At 66.6% G+C, this 11,961-nt stretch carries 12 protein-coding genes; 5 read left to right on the top strand and 7 right to left on the bottom strand.

Features of this window, described 5'->3' with window-relative positions; translation table 11 throughout:
* Positions 1-278 precede the first annotated feature (278 nt).
* The gene (locus ACO03V_RS03565; RefSeq protein ID WP_423136632.1) at positions 279-1,244 is read right to left on the bottom strand and encodes a helix-turn-helix transcriptional regulator; all 966 of its coding nucleotides are present in this window, start codon (positions 1,242-1,244) and stop codon (positions 279-281) included.
* Positions 1,245-1,345: 101 nt separating this feature from the next.
* Between ACO03V_RS03565 and ACO03V_RS03560 the strand changes: the two genes are divergently transcribed.
* Positions 1,346-1,801 (top strand): VOC family protein, encoded by a 456-nt coding sequence (locus tag ACO03V_RS03560; protein WP_423136631.1) that lies wholly within the window; start codon positions 1,346-1,348, stop codon positions 1,799-1,801.
* 57 nt (positions 1,802-1,858) lie between these two features.
* On the opposite strand, the gene ACO03V_RS03555 is transcribed toward ACO03V_RS03560, so the two are convergent.
* Positions 1,859-2,410 (bottom strand): dihydrofolate reductase family protein, encoded by a 552-nt coding sequence (locus tag ACO03V_RS03555; protein WP_423136630.1) that lies wholly within the window; start codon positions 2,408-2,410, stop codon positions 1,859-1,861.
* 176 nt (positions 2,411-2,586) lie between these two features.
* Here ACO03V_RS03555 and ACO03V_RS03550 point away from each other — a divergent pair, with 176 nt between their 5' ends.
* Entirely contained in the window at positions 2,587-3,141 is a 555-nt protein-coding gene (locus ACO03V_RS03550) for a YdeI/OmpD-associated family protein (protein WP_423136629.1), read from the top strand.
* A gap of 134 nt (positions 3,142-3,275) precedes the next feature.
* Entirely contained in the window at positions 3,276-4,043 is a 768-nt protein-coding gene (locus ACO03V_RS03545) for a nucleoside phosphorylase (RefSeq protein ID WP_423136628.1), read from the top strand.
* Between the two features lie 94 nt (positions 4,044-4,137).
* Here the strand turns inward: ACO03V_RS03545 and ACO03V_RS03540 are convergent, their stop codons facing one another.
* Entirely contained in the window at positions 4,138-5,673 is a 1,536-nt protein-coding gene (locus tag ACO03V_RS03540; protein ID WP_423136627.1) for a DUF4041 domain-containing protein, read from the bottom strand.
* Positions 5,674-5,737: 64 nt separating this feature from the next.
* Positions 5,738-7,222 carry an SPFH domain-containing protein gene (locus ACO03V_RS03535; RefSeq protein ID WP_423136626.1) on the bottom strand — a complete coding sequence of 495 codons (1,485 nt, stop codon included), beginning with the start codon at positions 7,220-7,222 and terminating at the stop codon, positions 5,738-5,740.
* Between the two features lie 164 nt (positions 7,223-7,386).
* On the opposite strand from ACO03V_RS03535, the gene ACO03V_RS03530 reads away from it, so the two are divergent.
* Complete coding sequence (locus tag ACO03V_RS03530; protein ID WP_423136625.1) at positions 7,387-7,965, top strand: hypothetical protein; 579 nt, start codon at positions 7,387-7,389, stop codon at positions 7,963-7,965.
* Positions 7,966-7,970: 5 nt separating this feature from the next.
* On the opposite strand, the gene ACO03V_RS03525 is transcribed toward ACO03V_RS03530, so the two are convergent.
* Positions 7,971-8,645: a Type 1 glutamine amidotransferase-like domain-containing protein gene (locus tag ACO03V_RS03525; RefSeq protein ID WP_423136624.1), complete on the bottom strand. Its 675-nt coding sequence runs from the start codon at positions 8,643-8,645 to the stop codon at positions 7,971-7,973.
* A 494-nt stretch (positions 8,646-9,139) separates the two neighbouring features.
* On the opposite strand from ACO03V_RS03525, the gene ACO03V_RS03520 reads away from it, so the two are divergent.
* Entirely contained in the window at positions 9,140-9,868 is a 729-nt protein-coding gene (locus tag ACO03V_RS03520) for a hypothetical protein (RefSeq protein WP_423136623.1), read from the top strand.
* On the opposite strand, the gene ACO03V_RS03515 is transcribed toward ACO03V_RS03520, so the two are convergent.
* The gene (locus ACO03V_RS03515; protein ID WP_423136622.1) at positions 9,865-11,028 is read right to left on the bottom strand and encodes a hypothetical protein; all 1,164 of its coding nucleotides are present in this window, start codon (positions 11,026-11,028) and stop codon (positions 9,865-9,867) included. The genes ACO03V_RS03520 and ACO03V_RS03515 overlap by 4 nt on opposite strands.
* Positions 11,028-11,870, bottom strand: a complete 843-nt coding sequence (locus tag ACO03V_RS03510) for a serine/threonine-protein kinase (protein WP_423136621.1) — start codon at positions 11,868-11,870, stop codon at positions 11,028-11,030. Before ACO03V_RS03510 ends, ACO03V_RS03515 begins: the two co-directional genes overlap by 1 nt.
* Positions 11,871-11,961 lie beyond the last annotated feature (91 nt).

The following is an 11,961-nucleotide window of genomic DNA, read 5'->3' as shown; positions in this document are numbered from 1 at the left end:
ACCTCACGACACGGCGGACCTGAGCCCCGCCCTCACGGCCCAACTTCAGCGCTGACTTGCCCCATATGTACGCGCAGGGTGGGGTTTCGCGTACATCTGCGCCACCTCACGACACGGCGGACCTGAGCCCCGCCCTCACGGCCCAACTTCAGCGCTGACTTGCCCCATATGTACGCGCAGCATGGGATTCTGCGTACATCTGCGCCAAGTCACGGCACGGCACGGCACGGCACGGCACGGCACGGCACGGGACGGGCAGAGCGCACGAGCCCGCCGGGTCAGGAGGCAGGCCCCGCGGCGGCCACGCGCGCCAGGCGCTCGGCGAGGGATGCGAAGGCCGCGGACAGCTCGGGCGGACCGACGACCTCCATCGGCGCCTCGAACCGGCCGAACGCCGCGGCGAGCGCCTCCCACGACCACGACCCCGCCTCCAGCGTGCAGCGGTGCGCGTCGACCTCGGTGACGGTCCCGTCGCCGGCGAACGGGCGCACGTCCCGCGCCGGGAGGTGCAGGAGAACGGTTCCGCGGCAGGGCCAGGTGGCATCCCCTCCCCGGAAACGCGCGGAGACGAACGCGTCCACGTCGCCGCCGGGCACGGTGCGCGGCGAGAAGGTCGGCCCGTGCGGGATGCGCGGGCGGATGCGGTCGACGCGGTAGGTGCGCCAGTCGTCGCGGTCGAGGTCCCAGGCGACGAGGTACCAGCGTCCGTCGGAGGTCACGAGGTGGTGGGGCTCCGCGCGTCGCGGAGGACGGTCGTCGCCGTCGCCGTAGTCGAAGCGAAGGGTGTGCCGATCGCGGATGGCCTGCGCGAGCGTGACGAGCACGTCGAGCGGGACCTCCGTGGATGCCGCCGCCCCCGGCCGCGTCACCGTCGTCACCTCCAGGGCGTCGAGCCGATGGCGGAGGCGCGACGGCATGACCTGCCGGACCGTGCCGAGGGCGCGCGCCGCCGCCTCGCCGATACCGGCCCCGAGCGACGGGGCGGTGCGCAGCGCGATTGCCACGGCGAGCGCCTGATCGTCGTCGAAGAGCAGCGGTGGCAGCTCCTCCCCCGCGTCGAGGCGGTAGCCGCCGTCCGGGCCGAGGGTGGAGGAGATCCGATATCCCATCTCGCGCAGCCGGTCGACGTCGCGGCGCACGGTGCGGTCGCTGATGCCGAGCCGCGAGGCGAGGACGGACCCCGGCCAGTCCCGGCGCGCCTGCAGCAGCGACAGGAGCGTCAGGAGGCGCGAGGTGGGGGCCATGGCATCCAGAGTATTTCCGATCTAGGACAGGAACTGACCTATACGGCTGGAATCGTCGTTGTCACGAGCCGAGGGGCTCGGCTTTCGAAGGAGCGAACAACATGACCGTTCAGACCACCACTCACCTGAACTTCCGCGGCGATGCGCGTGCGGCGCTGGAGTTCTACCAGTCCGTCTTCGGCGGGCACCTCGCCGTCAACACGTATGCCGATTTCGGAATGCCCGCCGACATCCCCGGCGCGGACAAGGTCGTCTTCGGCGTCGTCGCCGCGGAGAACGGCTTCCGGGTGATGGCATACGACATCCCCGGCCAGAGCGAGGGCGGCGTCGCGGGCGGCGGCTCGACCCGTCGCGAGAACAACACGACCATCACCGACCAGGCGCTGTTCGTCTCGCTCAGCTCCCCCACTCTCGAGGAGCTGCAGGGCTACTGGGATTCCCTGACGATGGATGCCACTGTCGTCGAGCCGCTCGCCGCCTCGGCGTGGAGCGCCGGCTTCGGCATGCTGACCGACAAGTTCGGCGTGACGTGGAGCTTCTCGGTCGCCGCGCAGTGACGTCGACGGGGGCGGCGGGGTGCTTCTCGCCGCTCCCGGGCCGCGGCGTGACGGTCGTCACCTGAGGGGGCGATAGCGCTGCACGGTGACGCCCGACCGGAACTCGCGGCGCTCGATGAGCTCGAGCGCGACGTCCGCGTTCTCGAGCAGCCGCGGCCCGCGCCCGGCGATGAGCGGGTGCACGACGAACGTGAACTCGTCGATGAGTTCGGCGAGTTGCGCAGGGAGGTGCACGCCGCCCAACGAGATCCCGCGACCCGGCCGTTCCTTCAACGCTCGGACGGCGTCGATCAGGTCACCGCTGAGCAGTTCGGCGTTCCAGTCCACGCGGTCGAGGGACATGGATGCCACTGCCTTCGGCATCGCGTCGATGACCTCGGCGAAGCGGATGTCGTCGTCGTCCATCCAGTCGGGCCACGGCCCCGACCCGGGCCGGCGCCACGCGTCGCGCATCATCTCGAACGTGACGCGGCCGTAGAGGACGGTGTCGGAGCGGCGGAGCTCGTCGGTCCAGAACGCCATGGACTCCGCATCGGGCGGGAGGCCGGCCTCGTGGTGGACGCAGCCGTCGAGCGTGGTGTTGATGCCGTAGCGAAGGGGTTGGGTCATCGTGAATTCATCTCCGATGCGGCCTGTCAGCTCTGGTCGACGCTGTCCGGCGGCCGGCACGGCCGATCCCCCTCCGGCCGCCGCGGATTCGCCAGCTTCTCCCACGGTCTCTGAGGTCGCGCCGCCGCCTAGACCTCTGTCATCCTGCTCATCACTCGTCGTCTCGGAGGCTGCTCGTGGACCTGGAACACCTGACCGTGCCGGATGCCGCCGCGTGGCGCGTGTGGCTCGACGAGAACGAGGACGTCAGCGACGGCGTCTGGCTCACCCTCGCGAAGAAGGGCGTGCAGACGCCTACGTCGCTCACCTACGCGCTCGCGCTCGACGAAGCGCTGTGCAGCGGATGGATCGACGGCCGCCGCCGGGGCCGCGACAGTGAAACTTTTCATCAGCACTTCACGCCGCGGCGAGCGCGGTCGCTGTGGTCGAAGCGGAATGTCGACCTCGTCGCCGGGCTCATCGCCGCAGGCCGGATGCGTCCCCGCGGCTTCGCCGAGATCGAGCGCGCGCAGGCCGACGGCCGGTGGGACCGCGCCTACGCCGGTCCCGCCACCATCGAGACCCCCGACGACCTGCTGGCCGCCCTCCGGGAGGTTCCGGATGCCGCCACGGCCTTCACCGCGCTCACGAGCTCTGCGCGGTACTCGGCGCTGTTCGACGTGACGACGGCGACCACGGCGGAGGTGCGGGCGGCGCGGATCGCGCGGTGGGTTTTGAAGCTGGGTGGGTAGAGCCTCGGCGGAGGGCCTCCGCCCCGCGTGGTAGCGTCGGCGCACTGCGTGTCCTATCAACCATGGCGCTTCGCGACAGGGCGGGGACTGCGGCGATACCCATCGTCACATTTCCCACCGGAGGTCGTTCCCCCATGTCCACTGTCGTCGACAAGTCTCAGGCGGGCCTCACGGCCCGGCAGTACCACATCGGCATCGCGCCCGGCGAGGTGTCGTCCGTCGCCCTCCTCCCCGGCGATCCCTTCCGCGTGCCGTTTGTAGCCGAATTCCTCACGGACGTGAAGGAGGTCGCTCACAACCGCGAACACCGGACCATGACCGGTTGGTACAAGGGCCGTCACATCACCGCCACCTCCACCGGGATGGGGTGTCCGTCCACGGCGATCGCCGTCGAGGAGCTGGCCCGCGTGGGCGTGACGAGCTTCATCCGCGTCGGCAGCTCTGCGGGCCTGCAGCCCGGCATCGCCCCGGGCGACCTGCTCGTGAGCGAAGGCAGCTTCCGCAACGACGGCACCACGGACGCCTACGTGCCCAAGGGGTTCCCGGCGGTCCCGGATGCCGAGCTCACCCTCGCCCTCACCCGCCACAGCACGCGGCTCGCGACCAAGGCCGGCACCCGGGCGCACGCCGGCATCAGTGTCAGCGACGACGCCTTCTACGCCGAGACCCCGGAATGGATCGACCAGCTGCACCGCATGGGCCTGCTGAACGTCGAGATGGAGGCATCCGCCCTCTTCGTCGTCGCGCGCCTGCGGGGCCTCCGCGCCGGCATGGTGTGCGCGTGCTCGAGCAACCTCGTCGACGGCGCCTCGCTCTACGACGAGGCCAACACCGCCCTGAAGGACGGATGGATGCGATCGATCGAGGCCGCACTGGAGACGGCGGTCGAGCTGGAGTTGTGAGGGCGGCGCGGGGGCGCTGCTGGTGTGGCGCCCACGCGGCGTCAGGTGTTCGCCGCGGGCTTTTCGGCGTCTCGGGATACCCGCTAGGGCCGCATCAGATCAAAGACGAGATCGAGCTACGGTATTCGACGGCGGCAGGCTCGAGCGAGTATTCGAGCACCTCAACGTTGTGTTCCCGGAGCGCCTCGAGAACTTGTTCGGGTGTCGCGCGGAAATACTCGCGCCGAAAGTTCACCTTATTCAGTCGCTCACCGGCGAAGTGTTCATGCAACATACCTTCGATTGAAACGGCGTCATCTGCAAAGAAGAGCGCGTGGACGTCGAAGCGGAATGGCACCGAAGCGTCACCCAACTCGTTGACCCGATCCATCGGGTCCAGTCGGCGAGTGAGGCCGATCTTGACCACATCCGGGCCAAAGGCGCCGATGTTGCTGATGACATAGACGTACCCGGCGCGGATGTTTGCGGCGCGGTAGTCGACATTCTCGATCGCATGATCGACATCGTCGAGCTTCGCCCGAAGCCGCGCTGCGCCATCGTCATCTCCATTAGCTACAAGCACAGAGATTGCGTTCAGATAGTGCGCACGTTCCTTCTGGAGGCGCTCCTTCTCCCTGGCTAGCTCCTGCTCCGCCTTCCTCTGCTCGCGAAGCTCTTCGCGACGCGCTCGCTCCAATTCCTTCTCCGCTTGCAGAGCCTGGAGATGCCGACTCGCCAGCTCGAGTTCCCGCAAGCGCAGTCGGTGGTAGGTAGCGGTGATCGAGAGCTCGATCATCGCGCCAAGTCGCTCAACCTGCGTCACTACTGTCGAAAGTCGCTTCTGGGCGGCTTCCAGGTTGCCAGCTCGTACCGTCTTGATGCAGTTTTCCGCCTCTGCGTTGTAAGCCCGCAGCAGGAGCTTGGACATGTCGTTCACAAACTTGCGGCCCTTAGTCGCACTGTTGTTGAAAGTGAAGTTGACCGCCGCCTTGGTCGCATCGCCCATGCGAACGATCTGTTTGATCTCGCTCCGCACGGACTCCAGCTCGGTCGCGAGGGCGACCGATGACTCCGCGGGGTTCTCAAAGTCAAACAGTCCATATTCCTGCAGGTGCACCACGTCGCGAAGATTGACTGTCTCCTGCTCAACACCGAGTCTCTCGGACTTGGCCGCAGACACTTCCGCACGGACGCGCCCCAGATCGATCTCCGCCGCCTTGACCTGATAAAGAAGGTCCGCCTTGACACGGTCCAGTTCAGCGATGTCGTTGAGCCCGTACTGCGTTACCAACCCAGAGAGACGGTCGTTCTCCCGAAGGAGCGATTCGGCTTGCTTCTTCGCACCGAAGAACGAGATCTTACGGTTGGAAGCGCCTGTCGTCGCCACGGCAGCGATGGGAGCGGGCTCCTCCGCGGGGCGTTTCTCGTCCTGCTGTGACCCGCGTGCCTCTCGACGAGTCGCAGGGGGAGGCTCAACGCTCGACTCCACACGGACGACTGCGTCGCCCCCAACTTGGAGCGGTTCGATGCTCTGGACCCCCGCGCTGAAGACGTGCTCCGTCCACGCAGTGCCATCCCAGTAACGCCGCTCGTAATTGCCGGCGGGGTCGGCGTACCAGCCAGCGGGTGCATTCTGATTGGGGTCAGTCATATGAAACCTTTAGGTCAACTGCAGCTTTGTTTTGGACTGTCCGGTCAGAAACGGCTCCGACCACTTAGGAAGACTCCGGGTCCCGAGACGACTGGGAAGCGACGCCGCGCCCGAACGCCTGACCCTGCAGAATCGCGCGGAGGTCGACGCCGGTCGCCGACTTCACGCTCTCGAACGTCGCTGTCAGACCCGCAGCCTGCTCCCGGGCGATGTGCGTACCGGCGCTGTCGCCGCCCACGAGGGTGACGTTGCCGACGTTCTGGTACCCCTTGGCAAACTCAGCCATCAGCGCGGGTAGCTGCCCGATCAGTTCTCGGCCGAGGATCGCTTCCTGGTTCTCGCGCAACGCCTCGGCCTCGGCCTGGATCGCCGCGGCGCTCGCCTCACCCTTCGCGCGGATAGCTTCCGCTTCGGCGTTGGCCTTAGCCCGGAGCGCCTCGGCCTCCGCGGCGGACTTCGCACGCAGCGCCTCGGCCTCCGCCTCAGCCCGTGCACGTACGGCGACCGCCTCGGCTGCGGCTGACGCCTGCCGAGCCTCAGCCTGTCGCTGCACCGCATAGGCCTCGGCATCCGATTCCTGCTGCGCCACCTGCCGATCGGTCTCGGCTTTCTTCTGGCGCGCATACGACTCGGCGTCGGCTTCGGTCTGCTTGCGGTACTTCTCGGCGTCCGCGACGCGCTTGACGTCGGCGTCGAGCTCGGCCTGACGGTTCTCAGCGCGCTGCACGAGCACGGCCTGCTCGCGTTCCGCGCGCGCGAGGTTCTCGGCCTGCTCCGCTTCGGCATTGGCGCGTCCGACCTCGGACTTGGATGCCGCCGTGTTCTTGTCGAACGCGGTCTGCTCGATGAGGTTGGCCTCTTCGGTCGAAAGCTGGCGCGCCTTGACCTCACGGGCCGCCTCGATACGGGCGACCTCGGCTTCACGCTTGACGCGCTCGACCTCCTGCGCGCCGAGGGCCTCGATGTAGCCGTTGCGGTCGGTTACGCCCTGGATCGCGAAGGAATCGAGCACGAGACCCTGGGCGAGTAGGTCACCCTTGATGCCCTCGGCGATCTCGTCACCGAGCTTCTGACGGTCCTGCATGACCTCTTCGACGTTGAGCTTCGCGACGACTCCGCGCAGCGCACCCTCGAGCTGCTCGGTGGTGAAGACGTCGATTGCCTGGTCCTGCGAGGCGAAGCGCTCGGCGGCCGCGCGAACCTGGTCGGGCAGCGACCCGATCTTCACGAGTGCGACACCCGCGAGGTGGATGGTCACGCCGTTCTTCGTCTGCGCGACGGGCTCCATCTTGATCTGGCGCGACCGCAGAGAAATTCGGTCCGAACGCTGCGTCAATTTGTTGACGAAGGCGCCGCCGCCGGTGATGACGGTCATGTTCGACGTCAGACCGTCTTCGCCGCGCTGCTTCTTACCGACGATGACGATTGCCTCGTCGGCCTGCGGCACCTGATACCAGGCCCGGAAGATGAAGAAGCCGATCAGGAGGATCAGCAGCACCGCCCCGACGGCGACGACGATGCCGATGATCAGAAAGATGTCGTTGTCCACGTGAACGCCCCCCGGCCCCGCCATCTGCGGATTCTGTCATCACGCTATCGGTAGGAGGGTTCGCAGCTCAGTCGCGCGGTGACGCTGGACAACGACTCCGAAGCGCAGCTCCTTATTGAGAATCCCCCTGGCCCGCGCCCTCACCCGGGAGTATCGTCCCCGCCATGACTCCCGCGGAACTCTTCCTCCACGCCGACGCTGCTCTGCGTGAGGTCATTGACCAGCTTGACCCCGCCGACTTCTCCTCCCCCGTGCCGCAGGAATGGAGCCAGCTCGAGTCGCCCACCCTGCTCGGCATCCTGGGCCGCCATGCGTACGACGAAGCGTGGGTGCCCGATGTGATCGCCGGGCGCGCGGCGGCCGACGGCGACCCCTTCGCCGACGCCGACCTGTTGGGCGACGATCCGATCGCGTCCTACGACGCCCTCAATGACGACGCGACAGCGGCGGTGCGCGCCGGTGACGTCGCGGAGACCTTCCGATTCACCTACGGCGACTACCCCGCCGGCGAGGGCTTCGCGCACATGGCCACGTACCGCGCCTCACAGGCGTATTCGATCGCGAAAGAGTTCGGCAGCCCGTTCCACCTCTCCCCCGAGCTCATCGCCGGCATGAACGAGCACGTCACCCCGCACGCGGACGAGTGGCGCCAGTTCGGGGTGTTCCCGCCGGCCATCGAGCCGCCCGCGGACGCCGACGACGAGACCCGGCTCATGTGCGCGATGGGGTTCTGGAAGCCGTAAGCCGATCACTCGCGGTCGAAGGACTCCCACTGCCCTTCGGACACGACACGCACCTCGTCGCCTACGACCACGAGAGCCGTCTGATCGTCGATCGCGTACGCCGGGCCGCCGATCCTCGCAGCCCACCGGCGCGCGCTCTCCGTCGTGTTGGTCGACCAGCCCGGATAGTCCAGGTGCGGAAAGATCGAGAAGTCGACGATGCCGAGGGTCTCGTCGGTGCCGTCGGGCTGCCACTCAACGAACGCGGGGCCGATCCGCGGGGTCAGCACCATGCTGCCGGCGCTCACGCCGACCCAGACCGTGTCCGACAGCGACGGGAGCAGCGCGCCCAACCCGGACTCGCGCAGCTGGTGCGCGAGGTAGACCGCCTCTCCCCCGTCGACGAGGAGGACGTCGGCGTCGTGGACCCATGGCATCCATCGGTCTTCCGGGATGGTCGGCAGCGCGAGGAGCTCGAGGACGCCGACCGACTTCCAGCCGAGGTCAGCGAGGCCCGCCTCTCCGCCCCACTGGCCCGCGACGGTGCGCCACACGCTCTCGGGTGAGCACATCGGATGCCCCCACTGCGCCGTCGGGATCAGCAGCGCGCGCGACTCCTCGATCGGTTTGCCGAGCAGCTCGACTAGGGCGGCGCGGATGCTGCCGTTGGTGACTCCCCCGGAGGTCAGGAGGATTTTCACGAGCACCAGGATGGCGCGGAGTGCATGCCGAACGGATGACATTAGGCATGCCGTGTCCGCGAACCGCGAAGAGTGGCCCGGGGACGCCACGCGTCACGCGCAGCTTCGATGCACGTACTCCGTCTCGCCGCGCGTCGTAGCTGGTGATCACGGAGGATCATCACGGACGGCGGTGGACACCGCGCACCTCGAACTAGTAGCACGACGCGGTCACCGCGAAGTCGCACCCAAGGGCGCGAAGCGCGGACGCGTGATTGACCGGGTTCTTCTGTGCAATCGCGAGCCCCGCGGCGTGAGCGCGCTGCGCGTAGACCGCGGGTGCCGCACACTGAAGAAGACTCCGACGGTGAAAGGATCATCGACGACGTAGGTCGAGATCTACCGCGCCCGCCGCACACGCATCGGGGATGCGATGAAGAAGCGCGCGAACGGCGTCGATGACGATCTCGCAGGGCTCGCCAGCTGACGACGGTCGGCGCGAGTACGCTGAACGGATGTCCTCGCCCGGCCCTACTGTCACCGAGCTAAGCGAGTCCGTGCAGCGTGGCAGGCGCTTCGCTCCGGTGCGCGAGCGGGATCTCGAGCCTGCACTTCGATCGATCGCTCTGCGGCTGCCTGGCGCAGCGGAGGGATTGGTACTGGCGCCGGAGTTCCGGGGTGCACGTGGCGTCGTGGATTTGCTGGCAGTCACGCGCGTGGCTGACAAATTCATCGAGCGCACCGAACTCGGCGCCCCATACATCACGTCAGAGGCGGATAGCGCGGTGCTCGCAAGATTGTCTCCGCGTTTGACGAGGAGCGCAGCGAATGTCGCCAGGGCGGTTGGGATGACCGATCGTCAGGCGCTGACTCGTCTAAGGGCGCTCTGCCGCACCGGAGCGGCGGAGCAGGTCGGGAGCGGATACCGGCGACGTCACGGCTTCGACCCGATCGGGCGATCTTACGCCCTGGAAGCAAAGGTCGATGACTGGCGAAAGGGTCTTTCGCAGGCGATGCGATACGCGTCCTGGGCCGACGCGGCCGGCGTCGTGCTGCTTATCGAGCCTCCAAACCTAACAGCGATTCGCGCGCGATTCCGAGCGTTGCGAATCGGCCTGGCTATCGGCGACTCATGGATCGTGCGCCCGGTCATCGGTCGTCCTGATCCGGGCCGTCGCCTTGCCCTTTCCGAACAGCTCTCGTCCGACATCGGAGCGTCGTTGGATCGCAGCGACTCTGATTAGAGCCCCTCAGCCGCCGTGTAGGCCTCGACGAGCGCGTCCGGATCCTCACACCACGCGCGCTTATCGTTCTGCCGCACGATGCCTGGCACGTTTTGCATGATGTCGTCGAAGTCACGAGCCGCGGTCGCATACCGTCGACGCATCTCCGCGACCCGACTCGATCGGTCTGTGATCGCGCTGACGTCGCTTATGACACCGTTGAGCTGGTCGAGGTGATGCATTCGCTCCACGTTGTCGCTCGCTGGCATGGACCCTCCTCGAATGGCATGCGCTCGGGAGGGATTCCAGCGTTCTATAGCCTCAGCCGCGTCGCGTCGCAGCACCGCATGCAACCCGCCCTGCGTCACGTACGAGGCGGGAATGCGCGGTCCAGGGTTTGAGTCGAAGCGAAAGCTCAAGGGGTCGAAGAATCGCTGTCCACGATCCCATCCGCTGCCGACCGTGTCGGCCCCCGCTGAAACGGCGGGCAGCCCCATATAGTCCGCGTGGGCGATGATTACCCGCGAGCGAAGAGAAAGCGAGTGCACCGTCCGCACGAAGCCGAGGTGCGCCTCGGAGTTGCCAAAATCGGGCACGCCGTCAGTCACAACGATGTTTATGAGGGTGAGCACCCACGTCGGCGCGCGCAGGCCGGCAAGTGTGCCGACGAACGCATCAAGCTCTGGCCCTGAGGCCCAAAAGCTGTGCGTGCCGGCGAGGGACTGCCACGCTCCAGCATCCAAGCCGCGCGCCAGACTCGCCGTCTCCAGAACATTATTCGCTTCAGGTGATGTCGGCGAGGCCAGCGCGAGAGTGGGCGTCAGCAGCGGAACGCCCAGCGAATTCTGATATCCAAAGACGCGTTCAACGTGCTCAAGCCTCATCGGCGGAGTGGCCAAGCCACGCCCGGAGCCTCCCCAAAGCTCCCATTCGTCATAAAAATCTGTCTTGTTCGTCGTTGGCAGCTGCCTCGCATGCGTCATTACATCGAACAGCACCTCTCCGCCAACACTCCGAACATCATCAGCAACCTCTCGCGCGTTCGGGTGTCGCGGCTGCGAGATGCGGGGAGTTGAGAACGGCGTAAGCACGGCACCCGCAGCGAATCCCTGATCCACAGCGGATACCGTCCACGACCGGTGACCGATTCGACGACCATCGTGAATAAGCACACCAGACATCAGTTGCCTCCTCGAGCCGAGTGAATTTCAGTGAGCAGTTCTTCCCCATCGAGAAACCGCCTTGCCGCCTGACGGTCCAGGCAGCGGTCGACGAGTCGGACGAGTGCATCCGAGATGTCCGGTCGGAGAGTCCGCACCGAAGGAGCCTGATCGTGCGCAAGACGACGGAAGTAGTCAGGGTCGTCGTAGGCGTACGGCACCGGCAGTTCAGCAGTCAGCGCACAGAAGAGCAGAACTCCAATCGAGAAAACATCGCTTGCCGGAATAGCGCGGCCACCCGGCACATGTTCGGGAGACATCCACCCGAAGCTTCCCGGTTGCATGTAGCCCGTAATCGCAGCCCGTGCGAGGTGCCGCGCAAGGCCCGGATCCATAACAACGTAGCGGCCGTTGGGCAGCCGTCGAATGTTGCGCGGCGACAGGTCTCGATGAACCACCTCTTGCTCGTGACATGCCGCGAGAGCGGTCGCGAGATCTTCCGCGAGAACCCACACCGCGCCCTCATCCCACCTGGCTGCGAGATGGTTCTCAAGGTCGTCGCCTTCGAGCAACTCCTCGACCCAGCAAACTGCATCCGGAGCGTCCCCGATTTCGACGGCGTCGGTCAGAACCTTGACGACAGCATCGGACTCGACGGCGGCAAGCAGTTCAACCTCGCGGTGAGCTCTCTCGAGCGCCATGACACCGTTGGGTCCTGGAGGGATCAACACAATCTTCACGATCGCGGTGTGTCCACCGAAGTCGGCGGTCGCAACGACTTTCTGTCCTCCCGACCCAATCGGTTGCACCCTGCTCAAGCCAAGCGCACTCTCTACGGCCGCCATCAACTCAGTCAGACCCACGTGACCTCCCGACCCCTCGCCTCGCCACTCTCACACATGGGTCGCATACGACGTGTGTACGACACCACCTGTGAGAATGCGTCATTTCATT

This window comes from Microbacterium sp. HMH0099 (assembly GCF_049384025.1).
GTDB lineage: Bacteria > Actinomycetota > Actinomycetes > Actinomycetales > Microbacteriaceae > Microbacterium.
This window is presented reverse-complemented; position numbering and strand designations above follow the sequence as displayed.

What these genes read in the sequence shown, in the direction of transcription:
- ACO03V_RS03565 (WP_423136632.1), bottom strand. Translation starts at nt 1,244, where the DNA reads ATGGCCCCCACCTCGCGCCTCCTGACGCTCCTGTCGCTGCTGCAGGCG.
- ACO03V_RS03560 (WP_423136631.1), top strand. Translation starts at nt 1,346, where the DNA reads ATGACCGTTCAGACCACCACTCACCTGAACTTCCGCGGCGATGCGCGT.
- ACO03V_RS03520 (WP_423136623.1), top strand. Translation starts at nt 9,140, where the DNA reads ATGTCCTCGCCCGGCCCTACTGTCACCGAGCTAAGCGAGTCCGTGCAG.
- ACO03V_RS03540 (WP_423136627.1), bottom strand. Translation starts at nt 5,673, where the DNA reads ATGACTGACCCCAATCAGAATGCACCCGCTGGCTGGTACGCCGACCCC.
- ACO03V_RS03530 (WP_423136625.1), top strand. Translation starts at nt 7,387, where the DNA reads ATGACTCCCGCGGAACTCTTCCTCCACGCCGACGCTGCTCTGCGTGAG.
- ACO03V_RS03555 (WP_423136630.1), bottom strand. Translation starts at nt 2,410, where the DNA reads ATGACCCAACCCCTTCGCTACGGCATCAACACCACGCTCGACGGCTGC.
- ACO03V_RS03545 (WP_423136628.1), top strand. Translation starts at nt 3,276, where the DNA reads ATGTCCACTGTCGTCGACAAGTCTCAGGCGGGCCTCACGGCCCGGCAG.
- ACO03V_RS03515 (WP_423136622.1), bottom strand. Translation starts at nt 11,028, where the DNA reads ATGTCTGGTGTGCTTATTCACGATGGTCGTCGAATCGGTCACCGGTCG.